The organism is Streptomyces flavovariabilis, from assembly GCF_000725785.1.
Classification (GTDB): Bacteria; Actinomycetota; Actinomycetes; order Streptomycetales; family Streptomycetaceae; genus Streptomyces; species Streptomyces hawaiiensis.
In genome coordinates, this window is the sequence record NZ_JNXD01000023.1 from 74,241 (window position 1) to 94,619 (window position 20,379).

The 20,379-nt window shown below is 72.0% G+C and carries 18 protein-coding genes; 11 read left to right on the forward strand and 7 right to left on the reverse strand.

Annotated features, from left to right (window positions below; translation table 11 throughout):
* Positions 1 to 12 precede the first annotated feature (12 nt).
* Complete coding sequence (locus IO24_RS0132425; protein ID WP_031141980.1) at positions 13 to 1,530, forward strand: cytochrome P450; 1,518 nt, start codon at positions 13 to 15, stop codon at positions 1,528 to 1,530.
* Here the strand turns inward: IO24_RS0132425 and IO24_RS0132430 are convergent.
* Positions 1,524 to 2,516, reverse strand: a complete 993-nt coding sequence (locus IO24_RS0132430) for a pseudouridine synthase (protein WP_031141982.1) — start codon at positions 2,514 to 2,516, stop codon at positions 1,524 to 1,526. The genes IO24_RS0132425 and IO24_RS0132430 overlap by 7 nt on opposite strands.
* Positions 2,517 to 2,596: 80 nt before the next feature.
* Here IO24_RS0132430 and IO24_RS0132435 point away from each other — a divergent pair, with 80 nt between their 5' ends.
* Positions 2,597 to 3,193, forward strand: coding sequence for a GNAT family N-acetyltransferase (locus IO24_RS0132435; RefSeq protein ID WP_031141985.1), 597 nt, complete (start codon positions 2,597 to 2,599; stop codon positions 3,191 to 3,193).
* A gap of 11 nt (positions 3,194 to 3,204) precedes the next feature.
* Here IO24_RS0132435 and IO24_RS0132440 read toward each other — a convergent pair whose 3' ends face one another.
* Positions 3,205 to 4,047 (reverse strand): siderophore-interacting protein, encoded by an 843-nt coding sequence (locus IO24_RS0132440; RefSeq protein WP_031141987.1) that lies wholly within the window; start codon positions 4,045 to 4,047, stop codon positions 3,205 to 3,207.
* 79 nt (positions 4,048 to 4,126) lie between these two features.
* Entirely contained in the window at positions 4,127 to 5,056 is a 930-nt protein-coding gene (locus tag IO24_RS0132445) for a 5'-3' exonuclease (RefSeq protein WP_234335310.1), read from the reverse strand.
* Positions 5,057 to 5,253: 197 nt separating this feature from the next.
* On the opposite strand from IO24_RS0132445, the gene IO24_RS0132450 reads away from it, so the two are divergent.
* The 4 genes from IO24_RS0132450 (at position 5,254) to IO24_RS0132465 (ending at position 10,565) form a co-directional block, all read left to right on the forward strand.
* The gene (locus IO24_RS0132450) at positions 5,254 to 6,345 is read left to right on the forward strand and encodes a quaternary amine ABC transporter ATP-binding protein (protein WP_031141991.1); all 1,092 of its coding nucleotides are present in this window, start codon (positions 5,254 to 5,256) and stop codon (positions 6,343 to 6,345) included.
* A complete protein-coding gene (locus IO24_RS0132455; protein WP_031141993.1) occupies positions 6,338 to 8,953 on the forward strand; it encodes an ABC transporter permease/substrate binding protein in 2,616 nt (871 codons plus the stop codon). Before IO24_RS0132450 ends, IO24_RS0132455 begins: the two co-directional genes overlap by 8 nt.
* A gap of 332 nt (positions 8,954 to 9,285) precedes the next feature.
* A complete protein-coding gene (locus IO24_RS0132460) occupies positions 9,286 to 9,849 on the forward strand; it encodes a helix-turn-helix domain-containing protein (protein ID WP_031141995.1) in 564 nt (187 codons plus the stop codon).
* The gene (locus tag IO24_RS0132465) at positions 9,846 to 10,565 is read left to right on the forward strand and encodes a helical backbone metal receptor (RefSeq protein ID WP_031141997.1); all 720 of its coding nucleotides are present in this window, start codon (positions 9,846 to 9,848) and stop codon (positions 10,563 to 10,565) included. Before IO24_RS0132460 ends, IO24_RS0132465 begins: the two co-directional genes overlap by 4 nt.
* On the opposite strand, the gene IO24_RS0132470 is transcribed toward IO24_RS0132465, so the two are convergent.
* Positions 10,477 to 11,628, reverse strand: coding sequence for a TDT family transporter (locus IO24_RS0132470; protein WP_031141999.1), 1,152 nt, complete (start codon positions 11,626 to 11,628; stop codon positions 10,477 to 10,479). The genes IO24_RS0132465 and IO24_RS0132470 overlap by 89 nt on opposite strands.
* A 70-nt stretch (positions 11,629 to 11,698) precedes the next feature.
* Here IO24_RS0132470 and IO24_RS0132475 point away from each other — a divergent pair, with 70 nt between their 5' ends.
* Positions 11,699 to 12,628 (forward strand): LysR family transcriptional regulator, encoded by a 930-nt coding sequence (locus IO24_RS0132475; protein ID WP_031142001.1) that lies wholly within the window; start codon positions 11,699 to 11,701, stop codon positions 12,626 to 12,628.
* A gap of 130 nt (positions 12,629 to 12,758) precedes the next feature.
* Here IO24_RS0132475 and IO24_RS0132480 read toward each other — a convergent pair whose 3' ends face one another.
* The 3 genes from IO24_RS0132480 to IO24_RS0132490 all read right to left on the reverse strand — a co-directional run bounded on the left by IO24_RS0132480 (position 12,759) and on the right by IO24_RS0132490 (position 15,801).
* Positions 12,759 to 13,427, reverse strand: a complete 669-nt coding sequence (locus tag IO24_RS0132480; protein ID WP_031142003.1) for a gamma-glutamyl-gamma-aminobutyrate hydrolase family protein — start codon at positions 13,425 to 13,427, stop codon at positions 12,759 to 12,761.
* Between the two features lie 38 nt (positions 13,428 to 13,465).
* Complete coding sequence (eat, locus tag IO24_RS0132485; protein WP_031142005.1) at positions 13,466 to 14,911, reverse strand: ethanolamine permease; 1,446 nt, start codon at positions 14,909 to 14,911, stop codon at positions 13,466 to 13,468.
* Between the two features lie 152 nt (positions 14,912 to 15,063).
* The gene (locus tag IO24_RS0132490; protein ID WP_031142007.1) at positions 15,064 to 15,801 is read right to left on the reverse strand and encodes a FadR/GntR family transcriptional regulator; all 738 of its coding nucleotides are present in this window, start codon (positions 15,799 to 15,801) and stop codon (positions 15,064 to 15,066) included.
* A 98-nt stretch (positions 15,802 to 15,899) separates the two neighbouring features.
* Here IO24_RS0132490 and IO24_RS0132495 point away from each other — a divergent pair, with 98 nt between their 5' ends.
* From IO24_RS0132495 to IO24_RS0132510, 4 genes are read left to right on the forward strand one after another with little or no spacing between them, the layout of a single operon-like run.
* On the forward strand, positions 15,900 to 17,264 hold the full coding sequence (locus tag IO24_RS0132495; RefSeq protein WP_031142010.1) for a glutamine synthetase family protein: 1,365 nt from the start codon (positions 15,900 to 15,902) through the stop codon (positions 17,262 to 17,264).
* A gap of 8 nt (positions 17,265 to 17,272) precedes the next feature.
* On the forward strand, positions 17,273 to 18,646 hold the full coding sequence (locus tag IO24_RS0132500; protein WP_031142012.1) for an aldehyde dehydrogenase family protein: 1,374 nt from the start codon (positions 17,273 to 17,275) through the stop codon (positions 18,644 to 18,646).
* Positions 18,643 to 19,428, forward strand: coding sequence for a 3-oxoacyl-ACP reductase (locus tag IO24_RS0132505; RefSeq protein ID WP_031142014.1), 786 nt, complete (start codon positions 18,643 to 18,645; stop codon positions 19,426 to 19,428). The genes IO24_RS0132500 and IO24_RS0132505 overlap by 4 nt, the downstream gene beginning before the upstream one ends.
* A gap of 47 nt (positions 19,429 to 19,475) precedes the next feature.
* On the forward strand, positions 19,476 to 20,375 hold the full coding sequence (locus tag IO24_RS0132510; protein WP_031142016.1) for a DUF2510 domain-containing protein: 900 nt from the start codon (positions 19,476 to 19,478) through the stop codon (positions 20,373 to 20,375).
* Positions 20,376 to 20,379: the final 4 nt, after the last annotated feature.

Genomic DNA, 20,379 nt, shown 5'->3' on the forward strand with positions numbered 1-20,379 from the left:
GGAGCGACCACTGTGACGCCTGAATCCCACGCCCCGACCAGTACGGACGACGACCTCCGGCCCGGCCCGCCCCCCGGCTGCCCCGCCCACGGCCTCGGGCCCGGGGGGCTGCACCGGCTGCACGACGCGGAGGACCTGGGAGCGCTGTACGAACAGCTGCGGGACCAGCACGGTCCCGTGGCGCCCGTGCTGCTCCACGACGACGTGCCGATGTGGATCGTCCTCGGCCACGCCGAGAACCTTCACATGGTGCGCTCGCCCTCGCAGTTCTGCCGGGACAGCCGGATCTGGACCCCGCTCAGGGAGGGGCTGGTCAAGCCCGACCACCCACTGATGCCGCACATCGCCTGGCAGCCCATCGCCTCGCACGCCGAGGGCGACGAGCACAAGCGGCTGCGCGGCGCCGTCATGGGCGCCATCTCCACCATCGACTTCCGCAGCCTGCGCCGCTACATCAACCGCAGTACGCAGGTGATCGTCAACCGGTTCTGCGAGGCGGGCGAGGCGGACCTCGTCAGCCAGTTCACCGAGCACCTGCCGATGGCGGTGATGTGCGAGATCCTCGGCATGCCCGACGAGTACGACGACCGGCTCGTCGAGGCCGCCCGCGACGCCCTCAAGGGCACCGACACCGCGATCGCCAGCCACTCCTACGTCATGGACGCCCTGAGCCGGCTCACCGCCACCCGCCGCGCCCAGCCGGAGGAGGACCTCGCCAGCTACCTGATCACCCACCCGGCCCGGCTGAGCGACGACGAGGTGAGGGAGCACCTGCGCCTGGTGCTCTTCGCCGCCTACGAGGCCACCACCAACCTGCTGTCCAACGTGCTGCTCACGGTGCTGATCGATCCGCGCTTCCGGGCCCAGCTCAACGGCGGCCAGATGACGGTGCCGGAGGCGGTGGAGCAGTCCCTGTGGGACGAGCCGCCGTTCAGCACGGTCTTCGCCTACTTCGCCAAGCAGGAGACCGAGCTGGGCGGGCAGCGCATCCGCCGGGGCGACGGGCTGCTCTTCGCGCCGCTGCCTGCCAACATCGACCCACGGGTGCGGCCGGACCTGAAGGCCAGCATGCAGGGCAACCGCTCCCACCTCGCCTTCGGCGGCGGACCGCACGAGTGCCCCGGGCAGGACATCGGCCGCTCCATCGCCGACGTGGGCGTCGACGCGCTGCTGATGCGGCTGCCGGACGTCGAACTCGACTGCGACGAGGAGGAGCTGCGGTGGACGGCGTCCATCGCCTCCCGGCATCTGGTGGAACTGCCGGTGCAGTTCGCTCCCAAGCCGCCGCAGGACGTGCAGGAGGTGCCGAACCACAAGCCGGTCGCCGCGCAGCGTTCGGACTGGCAGATCGGCATCGCGCAGCCGCAGGCCGCCCCGGCCGGCGCGCAGCCCCAGCCGGCCGCCGCGCAGCCCCAGCCGGCGCCGGTGCAGCCCCAGCCGGTGTCGGGGCCGCCGCAGCCGGCCGTCGCGGAACCGCTCCGCCGCAAGGGGGTCTGGCAGCGGTTCCTGAGCTGGTGGCGCGGCTACTGACCGTCTGACGGGCCGTCGTACGTCCCGGCGGCCCACCGGTCGTACGACGCCCAGGCCACGAGCACCCGGCCGCTGCGGAACCGGTGCTCCTCGCCCGTGACCGGGTCGGTGAACTCCAGGGACCGCGCCAGCAGCTGGAGCGGACGGCGGAAGTCGCCGGCCGGCCCGGGGGTGGTCACCTCCGGGTAGAGCGGGTCGCCGAGGATCGGCACGCCCAGCGCGGTCATGTGGACGCGCAGCTGGTGGGTCTGCCCGGTGGACGGTGTGAGCCGGTACCGGGCGAGGCCGCCGGGCCCGTCGGGGCGGTCGCGGTGCTCGACGAGCTCGATGTGGCTGACGGCGTTGGGTTCGCCCGGGACTTCCCGGGCGGTGAGCACCCCGCGCTCCTTCAGGATCCGGCTGCGGACGGTCCGGGGCACGGTGAGGGCGGGGTCGTACGGGGCGACGGCCTCGTACTCCTTGCGGACCCGGCGATCGCGGAACAGCGTCTGGTACGCGCCGCGCTCCTGGGGGCGCACGGTGAACAGCACGAGTCCCGCGGTGAGCCGGTCCAGGCGGTGCGCGGCGGTGAGCGCCGGGAGGTCCAGCTCGCGGCGGAGCCGGGCCAGCGCGGTCTCGGCGACATGGCTGCCGCGCGGGGTGGTGGCGAGGAAGTGCGGCTTGTCGGCGACGACGATGTGCTCGTCCCGGTGCACGACCTCCACCGGGAAGGGCACCGGCACCTCGTCGGGCAGGTCCCGGTGGAACCACACGAACATCCCGGGCACGAAGGGGGCGTCCGCCGCGACGGGCCGTCCGTCCGCCCCGACGATCCGGCCCGCGGCGAACATGCCGTCGACGACTCCGGCGCCTGCCCCGGAGAGCCGCTCCACCAGATGCTCGCGCACCGTGCCCCACGTCCCGGCGGCGGGCAGCCGCACCCGGACCGGGTCCACGCCGTGGCGCTGCGGCAGGGGAGCGGGCGGGGTGTGGGGCTTGCGTCTCATCGCGGCCCAGCGTACGAGGCCGGTGCGCGGGGGCGGAAAACCAGTGGGGCCGCCCGGCCCGCCCTTGCCAGGATGCGGGCATGCCGTTCCTCATCAGCCCGGTTCTGAACGCCGGGACCCTCGCGGGCCGCCCGCAACCGACACTCCCCGCCGACGGCGGACTCGTGCTGCGCCCCTGGCGGGCCGGGGACGCGCCCGCTGTCCACGAGGTCTTCCAGGACCCCGTGATGCACCAGTGGCACGCCCGAGCAGCCGACTCCGTGGCGGAGGCCGGGGACTGGATCCGCGAGTGGCGACAGGCATGGCAGGGGGAGCGGGAAGCGCACTGGGCCGTGGCCGACGCGGAGTCCGGCGTGCTGCTGGGCCGGGTGGCGCTGCGCGAGCTCCGGCTCGACGACGGGACGGCGGAGGTGGCGTACTGGACCGTCCCGGCGGCCCGGGGGCGGGGCGTCGCCGCCCGCGCCACGACGGCGCTCGCCCACTGGGCCCTCGACGAGACCGGCTTCCACCGTCTGGAGCTTCTGCACGCCGTCCGCAACGAGGCCTCGTGCCGTGTCGCCGCCAGGACCGGCTTCGGTCTGGAGGGCACCAAGCGCAGCGCGATCCTGCACCCGGACGGGTGGCACGACATGCACCTGCATGCGCGGGTCGGCTCCCGCACGTCTCCGCCCCGGTGACGAGAACGTCCTCAGGCCGCGGACACGCTCTCCTGCTCCGCCTCGATCCGGGCGTTCCACTCACGCTTGGAGGCCTGCCAGCCGTCCTCGTCGTGGCCGCGGCGCCAGTAGCCGGAGATGGACAGGTCCTCGCGTGGGACGTGACGCTCGACGCGGAGCAGCTGGCGCAGCTGCTTGACGAAGTGCGCCTCGCCGTGGACGAAGGCGTGCACGCGGCCTTCGGGGAACTCCAGGTTCCGTACGGCCTCGACCAGCGCCTCACCGTGCGGCCGGGCGCCGCGGTGCAGCCAGACGACCTCCACGTCCGAGTCGATCTTCTGCTCCTCCTCGGGGCCGGCGATCTCCACGAAGGCGTACGCCCTGACTCCGCGCGGCAGCGCCTCCAGGGCGCAGGCGATCGCGGGCAGCGCGCTCTCGTCACCGACGAGCAGATGCCAGTCGGCGGCCGGGTCGGGCGCGTAGGCCCCACCGGGTCCCATGAAGCGCACGGTTTCGCCGGGCCTCACCTGCATGGCCCACGGACCGGCCAGGCCCTCGTCGCCGTGGATGACGAAGTCCAGCGTCAGTTCGCGGTGCTCGGCGTCCCACTGGCGGACCGTGTAGGTCCGGGTCACCGGCCACTGTTCGCGCGGCAGCTCGTCCCGGACGCGCTGCAGGTCGAAGGGTTCCGGATAGGTGACGCCCACGGGCGGGAACAGCAGCTTCACATAGTGGTCGGTGCAGGTGCCCGCCGCGAAGTCGGCGAGGCCCTCGCCGCCGAGCACCACACGCTGCATGTGCGGGGTCAGCCGCTCGGTGCGCACGACCAGCGCGGAGTGGATCCTGCGCGGCTGGCGTCCCGGTCGCTCTGCCATGAGGACCTCCCTGTCTCGCGTAGTTAGGGTTACCTAAGTTAGCACCTCGTCCCCACTTCACACCTCTTGCGGTGAGAGATCACGCCACGAGTGTCGTCAACAGGCGCTCCAGTGACCCGCCCAGTCCCCAGCGGGCCGCCAGTGCCTCCAGTGCCGCCGGGTCCCGTGGCGCCCGCGGCAGCGCCGTGGAGACGCCAGGCAGGGGCACGTCCTCCGCGACCCGGACGACCTTCGGCGCGACCGCGAGATAGGGACGCGCCTCGTCCAGCCGCCTGCGCTGCGTCGGCGTCAGCTTCGACCTCCGGTCCTCGACCGCCGCCAGGATCCCGGCCAGGTCCCCGAACTCGGCCAGCAGTTTGGCGGCCGTCTTCTCGCCGATGCCCGGCACGCCCGGCAGGCCGTCGCTGGGGTCGCCGCGCAGCAGGGCCAGATCCGCGTACCCGCTGCCGTCGACCCCATACTTCTCACGCAGCACCGCCTCATCGGTGTGCTGCAAAGTGCCCACGCCCTTCAGCGGGTACAGCACACGCACCCCGCGCGCGTCGTCCACCAGCTGGTACAGGTCGCGGTCGCCGGTGACGATGTCGACCGGGCCCTTCGCCCGCGCGGTGAACGTGCCGATCACGTCGTCCGCCTCGTACCCGGCGACCCCCACGCGCGCGATGCCCACCGCGTCCAGCACGTCCTCGATGACCGGCACCTGCGGCGACAGCGTGTCGGGCACCTCCTCCTCGTCCGGGCCCACCGCGTGCTCCTCGGCGACGCGGTGCGCCTTGTACGAGGGGATCAGCTCCACCCGCCACTGCGGCCGCCAGTCGGCGTCCATACAGGCCACGAGCTCGTCCGGCCGGTGGTCCTTGACCAGGCGGTCGATGAAGTCGAGCAGTCCGCGCACGGCGTTCACCGGCGTGCCGTCCGGGGCCCTGACCGAGTCCGGGACGCCGAAGTAGGCGCGAAAGTACAGGGAGGCGGTGTCGAGAAGCATCAGTCGTCCGGTCACGCCACGCATCATGCCGTACACCGCCGACAGTCACCCGCTGCTGCGCAACACGTTGCGCCCTGCGCCTCTGATGTGAAGCGCCCCACTTTTCCGTTTGCTATCGGCAATCGAGGGGAGGCGCCGCCCCGGAGCGAGGCTGGTTGCGCATTTCAACTGTTTGCGCCCTGTCCTCGCTCTGTTCTGTTGCCAAGGAAATAGAGGTCCACGTGTCAGCGACGCTTGAGGCAGAGAGCCTGTACAAGGTGTTCGGCAGAAGACCGGGCCGGGCGGTCGAGCGGCTGCGCGGCGGAGCCGACCGGGAGGAGCTGCGCGCCGAGGGCGCCACCGCCGCCGTGATCGACGCGTCCTTCACCGTGCAGCCCGGCGAGATCTTCGTCGTCATGGGCCTGTCCGGGTCCGGCAAGTCCACCCTGCTGCGCATGCTGAACGGCCTGCTCGAGCCGTCCGCCGGACACGTGCGCTTCGACGGTCAGGACCTGACCACGCTGACCGCCCGCGAGCTGCGCGAGGTCCGCTCCAAGAAGATCAGCATGGTGTTCCAGCACTTCGCGCTCTTCCCCCACCGCAGCGTGCGCGAGAACGCCGCCTACGGTCTGGAAGTGCAGGGCGTGCCCCGCGCCGAGCGCGCACGCCGCGCCGACGAGGCGCTCGCCCTGTGCGGCCTGGCCGGCTGGGAGAAGTCCTGGCCCGACGAGCTGTCCGGAGGCATGCAGCAGCGCGTCGGCCTGGCCCGCGCGCTCGCCACCGACGCCGACCTGCTGCTGATGGACGAGTCCTTCAGCGCCCTGGACCCGCTGATCCGCCGTGACATGCAGAACCAGCTGCTGGAACTCCAGCAGAAGCTCAAGAAGACGATCGTCTTCATCACCCACGACCTGAACGAGGCCATGCGCCTGGGCGACCGCATCGCCGTCATGCGTGACGGCCGCATCGTCCAGATCGGCACCGCACAGGACATCCTGCTGCGGCCGGAGAACGACTACGTCGCCTCCTTCACCCAGGACGTCGACCGCTCCCGCGTCCTGACCGCGGGCGAGATCATGGACCCCTCGGTCACCGGCGACGACCCGGGCTGTCACTGCGAGACCGCCACGGCCGACACCCCGTTCACGGAGCTGTGCGCGATCAGCGCCCGGCTCTCCCACCCCGTCTCGGTCGTGGACAAGGACAACAAGCAGATCGGCGTCGTCCCCCGGCAGCGCCTGATCGGGTTCCTCGGCGACGAGCAGGACGCCACCCCGCAGCCCTGCGACTCCCCGCGCGACAAGGGCGGAGAGAAGGTGACCGCCCGTGCCTAGGATTCAGCTCGGCAGTTGGGTCAACGACGCGGTCGACTGGCTCACCACCCACATGGCGTGGCTGTTCGACTTCTGCAAGACCGTCTTCCTCGGCCTCTACGACGGCATCAACGCCGTCCTCCAGGCCCCCGAACCGCTGCTCCTCGCGGGCATCTTCGCCGTGATCGCCTTCTGGCTGCGCGGCACGCTCGCCGGTGTCCTCACCTTCGCCGGCTTCGCGTTCATCGACTCCCTCGAACTGTGGGAGAACGCGATGATCACCCTGGCGCTCGTCCTCGTGGCGACCGTCATCGCACTCGTGATCTCCATACCCGTGGGCATCTGGGCGGCCCGCTCGGACCGCGTCAGCGGTCTGGTCCGGCCCGTCCTGGACTTCATGCAGACGCTGCCCGCGATGATCTACCTCATCCCGGCGATCCTGTTCTTCGGCACCGGCGCCCCCGCCGGCATCGTCGCCACGCTGATCTTCGCGCTCGCCCCGGGCGTGCGCATGACCGAGCTGGGCATCCGGCAGGTCGACAAGGAACTGGTCGAGGCCGCCGACGCGTTCGGCACCACGCCCCGCAACACCCTGCTGCGCGTCCAGCTCCCGCTGGCCCTGCCCACCGTCATGGCGGGCGTCAACCAGGTCATCATGCTCGGCCTGTCGATGGCCGCGATCGCCGGCATGGTCGGCACCGGCGGCCTCGGCGGCGACGTCAACGAGGCCATCGGCCAGCTCAACGTCGGCCTGGGCTCCGAGGCCGGTGTGGCCATCGTGATCCTCGCGATCTACCTGGACCGCATGACCAGCGCGCTGGGCACCCAGGTCTCCCCGCTCGGCCGCCGCGCCGCCGCCAAGCTGCGCGCCGCCCAGGGGCTGAAGATCTGGTCGTACCGGCCGCGTCCCGCGGTCGCCTTGATCGGCGTCGTCGTCCTCGCGCTCACCGCGGGCGGCATGGGTGCCTTCGGCGGCAGCGCCGGCACCGAGGCCGCGGCGGACGGCAAGAACATCGGCCAGGGCAAGAAGATCAGCATCGGCTACATCCCATGGGACGAGGGCGTCGCCTCCACCTTCCTGTGGAAGGAGATCCTGGAACAGCGCGGCTACGAGGTCGAGGCCAAGCAGTTCGACGCGGGCCCCCTGTACACCTCCCTCGCCCAGGGCGACGTCGACTTCCAGACGGACGCCTGGCTGCCCACCACCCACGCCCAGTACTGGAAGAAGTACGGCAAGCAGCTCGACGACCTCGGCGCCTGGTACGACAAGACGTCCCTGGAGCTCAGCGTGCCCTCCTACATGAAGGGCATCGACTCCCTGGCGGACCTCGAGGGCAAGGCCGCCGAGTTCGGCGGCAAGATCACCGGTATCGAGGCGAGCGCCGGTGAGATGGCCCTGCTGAAGAGCAAGGTCCTCAAGGAGTACGGCCTCGACAAGGAGTACAAGGTCGTCGACAGCTCCACGCCCGCGATGCTGGCCGAGCTGAAGCGCGCGTACGCCCAGAAGAAGCCGATCGTCGTCACGCTCTGGTCGCCGCACTGGGCGTACAACGACTACGACCTCAAGAAGCTCAAGGACCCGAAGGGCGCCTGGGGCGAGGGCGACGGTGTGCACACCCTGTCCCGCAAGGGCTTCGCCGACGACGACCCGACGGTCGCCGAGTGGCTGAAGAACTTCACGATGAGCGAGAAGCAGCTCACCAGCCTCGAAGCCGAGATCAACAAGGCGGGCAAGGGCAGCCAGCAGGAAGCCGTCCGTACCTGGCTGAAGCAGAACCCGGGCGTCGTCGACAAGCTCGCCCCGGTGCCGGACTCCGGCGGCAGCACGCCCGCCGAGGCGAAGCAGCCCCTGGACGTCGCCTGGTTCCCGTGGGACGAGGACATCGCCGTCACCTATCTGTGGAAGAACGTCCTGGAGCGGCGCGGCTACCAGCTGAACCTCAAGCAGATGGACGTCGGCCCGGTCTACACGGGTCTGGCCTCGGGCGATCTCGATCTCAACTTCGACGCCTGGCTGCCCTACGCCCAGAAGAACTACTGGGACAAGAACAAGGACCGGCTCAAGGACCTCGGCACCTGGTACGAACCGACGTCCCTGGAGATCGCCGTACCGTCCTACGTGAAGGGCGTCGACTCCCTGGCGGACCTCAAGGGCAAGTCCGGCACCTTCAAGGGGAAGATCATCGGCATCGAGCCGGGCACCGGTGAGATGGACCTGCTGAAGAACAAGGTCCTGCCCGGCTACGGCCTGGACGAGGAGTACGAGGTCGTCGACGGCTCCACGCCCGCGATGCTGGCCGAGCTGAAGCGCGCGTACGCCAAGAAGGAGCCGATCGCCGTCACCCTCTGGTCGCCGCACTGGGCGTACAGCGACTACGAGCTGACCAAGCTGAAGGACCCGAAGAAGGCCTTCGGCGAGGGCAACACGATCCGCACCATCTCCAACGAGAAGTTCCCCGAGGAGTACCCGCAGCTCACGAAGTGGATCAAGAACTTCAGGATGAGCGAGGACGAGCTCGGCAGCCTGGAGAGCGAGATCAAGGACCGCGGCCAGGGTCATGAGGAAGAGGCCGTGGCCGCGTGGCTCGAGCAGCACCCGGACATGGTGCGGCGCATGACACCGCAGTAGGGTTCCGGGGTGGGACGCGCGACACGCCGCGTCCTGCCCCGCCCCCTCGGTCCCACGAGTGGGATCCGGACAACCACAGAGCGCTACGCCACCCCCAGAACCCCTCTCCCACCCCGTTCTTCCCGCAGACGGAAGGCTTCCCCGCCCTCTTCGGCGGCGGATCCCCTGGCGCGAAGTCTGAGGTCGTGCACCGTCCCGTATGACGTCGATGTGACAGGCGCGGGAAACGGTTTGCCGAACATGCGTAGGGTGCAGACAACTCCACAGAAGCAGTGCGCCGGGACACCGCCGCACGGGGAGCAAACCGACGGCCGAAGGAGGGAACCGGAGCGATGGGCGACCACAAAGAGCAACCCCTTCGGGTGGGCGCGGCCGTGCGCCGGCGGCGCCGCGCGCTGGAGCTCACCCTCGCCGTCGTGGCCGCGCGCAGCGGCCTGTCGGTCCCCTTCCTGAGCCAGATCGAGAACGACCGGGCACGGCCCAGCACCAGTTCCCTGGAGAAGGTCGCCGACGCCCTGCGCACCACCGCCGTGGAGCTTCTCGCCGCGGCCGACCCGGCATGCAGCGTGGACGTCGTCCGCGACGACGGCACCGAGCCGCTGCCCCGGACCCGCTCCCTGGTCCGCGGACACCACCAGATGCACGCCTCCGAGTTCACCGGCGACCATGACGCCGGTCGTGAATTCCGGTACCGCAACGACCAGTTGATGTACGTCGCCGACGGCGCGGTGGAGATCGAGGCGGAGGGCCGCGCCTACCGCCTGGGCCGTGGCGACACGCTGTACCTGACCGGTGGCGTACGGCATCGCTGGCGGGCGGCCGAGTCGGACACCCGCGTCATCGTCGTCGCCGTGGCGGAGCACATCGAGGCGGTCCGGGACCGGCCGCGCCGTTGAGAGTCGTCTCCCTGGTCCCCTCGCTGACCGAGGCCGTGGCCCGGTCCGCGCCCGGAATCCTGGCCGGCGCCACCGACTGGTGCACGCATCCCCCCGGCCTGGACGTCGTACGCGTCGGCGGCACCAAGAACCCCGAGACCGGCCGGATCCTCTCCCTCGCGCCCGATCTGGTGATCGCCAACGAGGAGGAGAACCGCGCACCCGACCTCGCGGCCCTGCGCGCGGCGGGCGCCGAGGTGCTGGTGACGGAGATCCGTGACGTGCCGCAGGCCTTCGGGGAGCTGGCCCGGGTGCTGGACGCCTGCGGAGTGACGGCCCGTCCGCGCTGGCTGGACGAGGCGGAGAGGATCTGGTCGTCCCTGCCGCAGCCGGAGAAACGGCTGACGGCGGTCGTGCCGATCTGGCGCCGCCCGTGGATGGTGCTCGGCCGTGACACCTTCGCGGGCGACGTCCTCGCCCGGCTCGGCGTCGACCTCGTGCACGCGACGCACCCCGACCGCTACCCTCGCGTCCCGCTCGAGGAACTCCGCGCCGCGGCACCGGATCTGGTGGTGCTGCCCGACGAACCGTACCGCTTCACCGCCGACGACGGCCCGGAGGCCTTCCCCGGCCTGCCCTGCGCGCTCGTCAGCGGACGGCACCTGACGTGGTACGGACCGTCACTGGCCGAGGCACCGCGGGTGCTGGGCCGGGCGCTGCGAGCAGCCCGCCCCTGAGCAGCCCGCGCACGGTGCCCACGACGGCGGTGCCCCACGCCGCGACCAGCACCGCGTACAGCACGACCGCCGGACCCGCGTAGGCGATCAGCCCGGTGTGCCGGCCCAGCGCCTCGGCGCCCGTGACACAGGTCCCCACCGGGAAGGTGAACGACCACCAGGTCATCGAGAACCGCATCCCGTGCCGCCGGGCGCGCAGCACATGGGCGGCGGCCAGGCAGAACCACAGCAGCGCGAACCCCATCACGGGCACGCCGTAGAGCACGGGCAGGGCATCGAACCCCTCGCTGTACGGCTCCGGCACGACCCCGGGCGCGACGTCCGCGAACGCGTCGACGGCGGTGGTGGACTGCCCGAGGGGGCCCAGCACCAGGAACAGCGTCGGGGTCAGGGCGAGGGGCAGCGGCCCGCCGGTGAGCAGCCTGGCGAAGACCATCGGCAGCATGACCAGGGTCGCGAGCAGGCTGAGACCGAACAGCGCGAAGCAGCCGAGCAGCAGCGTCTCCCGAGCCTGGCCGGGCGGCAGATGCGGCACCAGCGGCGGCCCGACGGCGGCCGACACCATGGGCGCGACGAGCGGCAGCAGCCAGACGGGCGTGGCCTGCCCCGGCTCCACCCGATGCCGTACGGCCATCAGATACGGCACGGCGACGGCCGCGGCGAGCCCGAGAACCGTGCCGGCGGTGAACAGCACCGCGTCGAGCGCCACGGCCGCCCGCAGGCCGATCCAGTCCCGGCCGACGGTCAGGGCACCGCCGCCCACGGCCAGCAGGGCCATGGCGAGACAGCCGTAGAAGGGCGCGGTCGCCGGGTCGAGGAGGTGGGCGCGGGCCCGGTCCCGGTGCCGGGCCCAGTGCGCGGCCCGTCCCGCGAGCAGCGTCAGGAGCAGGGCGAGCGAGAGGGCCCACACCCCCACGAGCACACCGCGCAGCCCCGGGACGTGCGGGGGAAGGGTGGCTCCGGCGGTGGCGACGACGGCGGTGCCCATCACCGTGGCGTACCAGTTGGGCCCGAGATGACGGACGGACAGCGGGTACGTGAGGGGCTGGGCTGCGGTGACCATGTCTCCACGGTGGGGCCGGGGGAGACGCACCACCAGGGACCATGCCTCTATGGCGACATAAGCTGGGTTTATGAGCAACGCGGATGAGCAGGCCGGGCCGGCGGCCGTCGGGTCCCTGGGGCACCGGGTGCCGGATCTGGGCGCCCTGGAGCTGCTGCTGGCGGTGGCGCGGCTCGGCAGCCTCGGCGGGGCGGCGCGGGAGATGGGCATCACCCAGCCCGCGGCCAGCAGCCGGGTCCGGTCGATGGAGCGGCAGCTCGGGGTGGCGCTGGTCGACCGGTCGCCCCGCGGGTCCCGGCTCACGGACGCCGGGGCGCTGGTGACGGACTGGGCGCGGCGGATCGTGGAGGCGGCGGAGGCGTTCGACGCGGGGGCGCAGGCGCTGCGCGTCCGCCGGGACTCCCGGCTGCGGGTGGCCGCGAGCATGACCATCGCCGAGTACCTGCTGCCGGGCTGGCTGCTCGCGCTGCGCGCGCAACGGCCCGATACGGCGGTGTCGCTGCACGCGGGGAACTCGACGGTGGTGGCGGAGCGGCTGCTGTCGGACGAGGCGGATCTGGGGTTCGTGGAGGGGCTGTCGGTGCCGGCGGGTCTCGACTCGGCGGTCATCGCCCACGACCGGCTGATAGTGGTGACCGCGCCGGGGCACGTGTGGGCTCGGCGGCGGCGGTCGCTGGCCGCGGAGGAACTGGCGTCGACGCCGTTGATCCTCCGGGAGAAGGGGTCGGGGACGCGGCAGGTGCTGGACGCGGCGCTCGGGGGGCTGGCCCGGCCGCTGATCGAGTTGTCCTCCACGACGGCGGTGAAGGCGGCGGTGGTGAGCGGGGCGGGGCCGGCGGTGCTGAGCGAGCTGGCGGTGGGGGAGGAGCTGGCGATGCGGCGGCTGGTGCGGGTACCGGTGGCGGGGGTGGCGCTGGCGCGGGATCTGAGGGCGGTGTGGCCGACGGGGCATCGCCCTACCGGTCCGGCGCGGGACCTGCTGTCGCTGACGCGGGGGTAGGGCGCCCCGTGGCCAGGAAGCTCCGCCCCCCCTGGACCCCTGGCCTGTGCCCACCCACCGCCGCATCAGTCGCCCAGGGAGCCCGGCTTGCGGCCCCCACCGGGGTCGAAGGGGCGGAGCCCCTTGGTGCTCAGCCCGCCGCCTCCACCAACGCCCGCATCACCCGCACGTCCTCTCCCATCTCCGGATGCCACTGCACGCCCAGGACCCAGTCGGCAGAGGGCAGCTCCACCGCCTCCACCGTGCCGTCCGCCGCGTACGCCGAGGGGACGAGGCCCGCGCCCAGGCGGTCGACGGCCTGGTGGTGGTAGGTGGGAACGAACGTCTCCTCCGGTACGACACCGGCGTACAGACTCCCCGGCACGGGCTTGACGGCATGCCCCCCGAACACGCCCACGGCCTCGGCATGCCCGTCGATGTGCTGCACGAGCGTCCCCCCGAGAGCGACGTTCAGCAGCTGCATCCCCCGGCAGATCCCCAGCAACGGCACACCGCCGGCCAGCGCCGCGTCGATCAGCGCCAGTTCCCACGCGTCCCGCTCCGGCGCCGGGGGCCCGGTCCGCTCCTCTCGCTCCGCCCCGTACCGCACCGGTTCCACATCCGGCCCGCCCGCGATGACCAGCCCGTCCAGCCGGGCCACGGCAGCCGCGGCGTGGCGCGGGTCGTCCGGCGGCAGCATCGCGGCCAGGCCGCCCGCCCGCTGGACCAGCCGGGGGTAGCCGACCGGCAGCAGGGCGGCCTCCAGCTCCCACACTCCCCAGCGCGCACCGGACTCCAGATAGGTGCTGACCCCGATCAACGGCCTGCCCACGGACACTCCCTCACAAACTCGACGCCTCAGTCCCGTGCCAACTCTGCCTCGGCCGCCGCCAGGGCCGCGAACTCCTCCTCCGGCGCCTTCGCCACCAGCCGCTTGCGGCTGTACAGGCCGAAGTACCCGACGGCCACGGCGTACACCACGAGCGCGATCAACGCCGCCGTCACGTCCACCAGGAACGTCGCGACCAGCGCCGCGCACGCCAGCACCAGGGCGACCGAGGACGTCAGCACCCCGCCCGGCGTGCGGTACGGCCGCGGCAGCTCCGGCTCGCGGCGGCGCAGCACGATGTGGGACAGGGACATCAGCGCGTAGGAGATGGTCGCGCCGAAGACGGCGATGTTCAGCATCCGCGCGCCGTTGCCGGAGAGCGCCGCCAGCAGGAAGCCGATCGTGCCGGGCACCAGCAGGCCGAGGTAGGGCGCCTTGCGGCGGCTGGTGAGCGACAGGAAGCGGGGCAGATAGCCCGCGCGGGACAGGGCGAACAGCTGGCGCGAGCCCGCGTAGATCAGGGAGAAGAACGACGCCACCAGGCCGGCGAGGCCCGCGTAGTTCACGATCCGGCTGAGGGTGGTCGCCTCGCCGTTCGGCTGGAGCGCCTCGACCAGCGGGTTGCCCGCCTCCTGGATCGCGTCGGAACCGCGGGCCCCGGCCGCCGCGAAGAACGTGACCACGGCCAGCACCACCAGGATGCCCATCGACCAGCGGATCGCCTTCGGCAGCGTACGGGCCGGATCCCTGGTCTCCTCGGCGGCCAGCGGCACGCCCTCCACGCCGAGGAAGAACCACATGCCGAAGGGGAAGGCCGCCCAGATGCCGAGCAGTCCGAACGGCAGCCAGGAGCTCGAACCCGCGGCGGAGGGGTCGACCGGGATGTCGTCCAGCGACGCGAAGGAGAAGTCGGGCAGCGCCGCCAGCGCGAACACGATCAGGGCGACCACCGCGATGCCGGTGACGACGAAGCTGAAGCGCAGCGCCTCGCCCACGCCCCACAGGTGGATGCCGAGGAAGATCGCGAAGCAGACCAGGTACATCGGCCAGCCGGACTCGAGGCCGAACAGGCCCAGCGACTCGACGTAGTCGCCGATGAAGATGACGATCGCGGCGGGCGCGAGGACGTACTCGATCAGGATCGCCGTGCCGGTGAGGAAGCCGCCCCAGGGGCCGAGCGCCCGCCGGGCGAAGCCGTAGCCGCCGCCCGCCGTGGGCAGGATGGAGGACAGCTCGGCGAGGGCGAAGACCATGCACGCGTACATCGCGCCCATGAGCACCATGGCGATCGCGAGGCCCCCGAAGCCGCCTTCGGCCAGGCCGAAGTTCCAGCCCGAGTAGTCGCCGGAGACGACGTAGGCGACGCCGAGGCCGGTCAGCAGCACCCAGCCGGCGCTGCCGCGGCGCAGAGCTCTGCGTTCCAGATAGTCGTCGCCCTCCGGGGCGGCGGGTGTGACGGTGGGTTCCTGGGGCATGGGCAGACTCCCGACGGGGCGGCGGCGGTCACGGGGCCGAGCGGACTACGACTCAATGGAATGGAGCCATACCTTTGCGGTGCCGACCGGGGAAGGCAAGACCCTTGCGTTAATCGCCCGTAAATCCTCACCGCCCCGCGACACCGCCCGGCTCAGCCGAGGAAGCCCCGCAGCAGCGCCGCCGTGCCCCCGCAGTGCTCGCGCATGATCTCCCGCGCCTGGTCGGCGTCGCCCTCGATCACGGCCTCCACCAGGGCGGTGTGCTGCCGCTGGGAGTGCTCCAGGTTGCGCACCAGGAGCGGGATGCAGTCGAGCAGGTCGTTGACCCTGGCCCGGACGGCCGCGTACTGGGCGGTCAGCGTGGGGGAGCCGGACAGCTCGGCGACCGTGAGGTGCAGCAGCGTGTCCAGGCGGCGGTACTCGGCGAGCGGCGCGTCGTGCGTGCGCGCCAGGGCCGCACGGAGCCGGTCCGCCTGCCTCTCGTCCAGTCCGTGCCCCGCGCACAGCCCGGCCGCGCCCACCTCCAGCACCTCCCGGAACCGCAGCACGTCCTCTATGTCGACCTCGGCGACCCGGCGCCGCAGCTCGTCCTCGCCGACGGCTTCGGTCCGCGGCAGCACGAACGTGCCGCCGTAGCGGCCCCTGCGCGATTCGACGAGCCCTTGGTCCTGGAGCACCTTCAGCACCTCGCGCAGCGTCACCCGACTGATCCCCAGCCGCTCCGCCAGCTCCCGCTCGGCCGGCAGCCGCTCGCCCCCCGGCACCAGACCCAGCCGTACGACCTGGAGGATCTGCTCCAGCGCCTCCTCGAAGCCGTTGCCCGCGCGCACCGGTCGCAGCACCGGTGTCAGTCCGTCCCGCAGCTCGCCCCCGCCGTCTTTGTCCGGCATGTGGCCGCACCCCCTTCCCAAGCAATGGTTCTCCGCAATACCTTATGGCTCCCGGCGGATCCAAGGCAGCGGATCCAAGGAGCCTAGGAGGCCTTCCCGTGGCAGACCGCACACCCCCGCTGAGCGTCGAGGAACTGCACACCCTCGTCGCCGGCGGTGAGATCGACACTGTCGTCCTGGCCTTCCCCGACATGCAAGGGCGGCTCCAGGGCAAGCGGTTCGCCGCACGCTTCTTCCTCGACGAGGTCCTCAAGCACGGCACCGAGGGCTGCAACTACCTGCTCGCCGTCGACACCGAGATGAACACCGTCGACGGCTACGCCATGTCCTCCTGGGACCGCGGCTACGGCGACTTCGCCATGCACCCCGACCTGTCCACCCTGCGCCGCGTCCCCTGGAACGAGGGAACGGCCATGCTCCACGCCGACCTCGCCTGGCACGACGGCTCCCCGGTCGTCGCCGCACCCCGCCAGATCCTGCGCCGCCAGCTGGAGCGCCTCGCCGAGCTCGGCTACACCGCCCAGGTCGGCACCGAGCTGGAGTTCATCGTCTTCAAGGACACCTACGAACAGGCCTGGGACGCCGGCTACAAGGGCCTCACCCCCGCCAACCAGTACAACATCGACTACTCGGTCCTCGGCACCGGCCGCATCGAGCCCCTGCTGCGCCGCATCCGCAACGAGATGGCCACCGCGGGCCTCACGGTCGAGTCCGCCAAGGGCGAGTGCAACCCCGGTCAGCACGAGATCGCCTTCCGCTACGACGAAGCCCTGGTCACCTGCGACCAGCACTCCGTCTACAAGACCGGCGCCAAGGAGATCGCCGCCCAGGAGGGCATGTCGATCACCTTCATGGCCAAGTACAACGAGCGCGAGGGCAACTCCTGCCACATCCACCTCTCGCTCGCCGACGCCGACGGCACCAACGCCATGGCCGGCGACCTCGAAGGCGGCATGTCCGAGGTCATGCGCCACTTCCTCGCCGGCCAGCTGGCGGCCCTGCGCGAGTTCTCCCTCCTCTACGCCCCCAACATCAACTCCTACAAGCGGTTCCAGCCCGGATCCTTCGCCCCGACCGCCGTCGCCTGGGGCCAGGACAACCGCACCTGCGCGCTGCGCGTGGTCGGCCACGGCCGTTCCCTGCGCTTCGAGAACCGCCTGCCCGGCGGCGACGTCAACCCCTACCTCGCCGTCGCCGGACTGGTCGCGGCCGGACTGCACGGCATAGAGCAGAAGCTGGAGCTGCCCGAGCCCTGCCCCGGCAACGCCTACGCCGCCGACCTGGACCACGTCCCCACCACCCTGCGCGAGGCAGCCGAGCTCTGGGAGAACAGCACTGTCGCCCGGGCCGCCTTCGGCGACGAGGTCGTCGCGCACTACCGCAACATGGCGCGCGTCGAACTGGACGCCTTCGACGCCGCAGTGACCGACTGGGAGCTGCGCCGCTCCTTCGAACGCCTGTGAGGTCCCTCTTGTCTTCCGAGCACCTTCTGGAAGTACTGAACCCCGCGACCGAGGAGGTCGTCGCGGCCGTCGCCGGGGCCAGTCCCGCCGACGTCGACGCGGCCGTCACCCACGCCGCCAGGGCACAGCGGATTTGGGCCGCCCTCGCCCCCGGCGACCGCGCCCGGCTGCTGCGCCGCTTCGCGGCCACCGTCGACGAGCACCTGGAGGAACTGGCCCGCCTGGAGGTACGCGAGGCCGGCCACCTCGTCGGCAACGCCCGCTGGGAGGCCGGCAACGTCCGCGACCTGCTGGACTACGCGGCCGGGGGAGTGGAGCGGCTCACCGGCCGGCAGATCCCGGTGGCCGGTGGCCTGAACGTCACGATCCTCGAACCGCTCGGCGTCGTCGGCGTGATCGCGCCCTGGAACTTCCCCCTGCCGATCGCCGCCTGGGGCACCGCGCCCGCCCTCGCGGCCGGCAACGCCGTCATCCTCAAGCCCGCCGAGAGCACCCCGCTCACCGCGCTGCGCCTCGCCGAACTCGCCCTGGAGGCCGGGCTCCCCGAGCACCTCTTCCAGGTCCTGCCGGGACGCGGAGACATCACCGGCGACGCCCTGGTCCGGCACCCCGGAGTCGCCAAGATCGTATTCACCGGATCGACCCGGACCGGGACGCGCGTCGCGGCCCTCGGCGCCGAGCAGGTCAAGCCCGTCACCCTCGAACTCGGCGGCAAGAGCCCCAACATCGTCTTCGCCGACGCCGACCTCAAGACGGCCGTCGACCCGTTCTCCTTCCTGGACAACTCCGGCCAGGACTGCTGCGCCCGCACCCGCGTCCTGGTCCAGGAGTCCGTCTACGACGAGGTCCGCGAGCTGCTCGCCGAGGCGCTGGCCGCCGTGGTGGTGGGCGACCCGGCCGACGACAAGACCCAGATGGGCCCGCTGATCTCCCGGCAGCAACTGGACCGCGTCCGCGGCTTCGTGCCCGACGACGCCCCGGCCCTGCGCGGCAGCGCCCCCGAGGGCCCGGGCTTCTGGTTCCCGCCGACCGTGCTCACCGGGGTGAGTCCCGACTCGGCGGCGGCCTGCGAGGAGATCTTCGGCCCGGTCGCCGTGCTGCTGCCGTTCACCGACGAGCAGGACGCGATCCGCCTGGCCAACGACACCCCCTACGGCCTCTCCGGCTCCATCTGGACCCGTGACCTCGGCCGGGCCCTGCGCGTCTCCCAGGCCGTCCGCGCCGGCAACCTGTCCGTCAACTCCCATGCCAGCGTCCGCTACTGGACCCCCTTCGGTGGCTACAAGCAGTCCGGTGTCGGGCGCGAGCTCGGCCCCGACGCCCTGGCCGCCTTCACCGAAACCAAGAACGTCTTCATCAGCACGGAGGGCCCCGCACAGTGACTGCCCAGGAGAACATCTGCCGCCGCCTGGTCGGCCGTACCGCCGTCGTCACCGGAGCCGGCAGCGGCATCGGCCTCGCCGCCGCCCGCCGCCTCGCCTCCGAGGGCGCCCACGTCGTCTGCGGCGACGTCGACGACACCCGCGGCAAGGCCGCCGCCGAGGAGACCGGCGGCACCTTCGTGAAGGTCGACGTGACCGACCCCGAGCAGGTCGAGGCCCTCTTCCAGACCGCCTACGACACCTACGGCAGCGTCGACATCGCCTTCAACAACGCCGGCATCTCCCCGCCCGACGACGACTCCATCCTGGAGACCGGCCTGGAGGCCTGGAAGCGCGTCCAGGAGGTCAACCTCACCTCCGTCTACCTGTGCTGCAAGGCCGCCATCCCCTACATGCGGCGCCAGGGCCGCGGCTCGATCATCAACACGGCGTCCTTCGTCGCCAGGATGGGCGCGGCCACCTCGCAGATCTCCTACACGGCCTCCAAGGGCGGCGTCCTCGCCATGTCCCGCGAACTGGGCGTGCAGTTCGCCCGCGAGGGCATCCGCGTGAACGCCCTGTGCCCCGGCCCGGTCAACACCCCGCTGCTCCAGGAGCTGTTCGCCAAGGACCCGGAGCGGGCCGCGCGCCGCCTGGTGCACATTCCGCTGGGCCGGTTCGCCGAGGCCGAGGAGATCGCCGCCGCCGTGGCCTTCCTGGCCAGCGACGACTCCTCCTTCGTGAACGCCACCGACTTCCTGGTCGACGGCGGGATCGCGGGGGCGTACGTCACACCCCTGTAAGCCGTGTCCTGACCGCCGGGTTCTCGCCCTACAGTGCCGGGATGAGCATGACGCCCCCGCCCGGCTGGTATCCCGATCCGCACGGCCCGCACCTGGAACGCTGGTGGGACGGCACGGCCTGGACCGAGCACCGCCGCACCCCCGGGGCCGCCACCGCCCCGGCGCGGCGCGGCGGCACCGGCCGGACGAAGACGGTCGCCCTGACCGCCGCCGGCGCCGTCCTGGTCGCGGCGATCGTCACCGGAGCCGTCGCCCTCAGCGGGGGCGACGGCTCCGGCACGGAGACCAGGACGGCCCCGACTCCCACCTCCGAGGCCACGCCCGGCTCGCCGGAGCCGGCCCCCGAGGCGCCCGCGTCGGAGCCGTCCGCCGACGACCCGGCGGTCGTCGAGGACCAGCTCAACGGCGTCACGTTCCCCCTGCGCGACGGCTGGGTCCGCCCGCAGCACGTCGCCCAGGACGATGTCGTCATGACGACCGACGGCACCTACGACTGCCCCGCCGGCGTCGGCCTGTGCCGCCACGGCATGGTCTTCTCCCGCACGGTGACCGAGAACGACGAGAAGTCCCCCGAAGCCCTCGCCAAGGCGGACATCTCCGAGGCCGCCGACGACGCCTACGACCGCGACCAGCTCGGCCGCGAGCTCTACGGGGGCCTCCGGTCGCACCAGGTCGTCAAGTCCGGACCGGTCGCGGTGGCGGGCCGCGCCGGGTACCTCGTGCGCTGGCGTGTCACCACAGTCAAGGGCCCCGGCGGCTACGTCCAGTCGCTCGTCTTCCCCTCCAGCGTCGGCACCGAGTCACCGGTCCTCGTCCGGTACGTCTTCGACGCCGGCGAGGACGGCCCGCCGCTCGCCGACATGGACCGCATCACCAAGGGCATCCGCCCGGTCGGCGACGCGGACACGGGCGGCGGTGTCGGCAGCAGCATCGGCCCGGCCGGCTGACGCC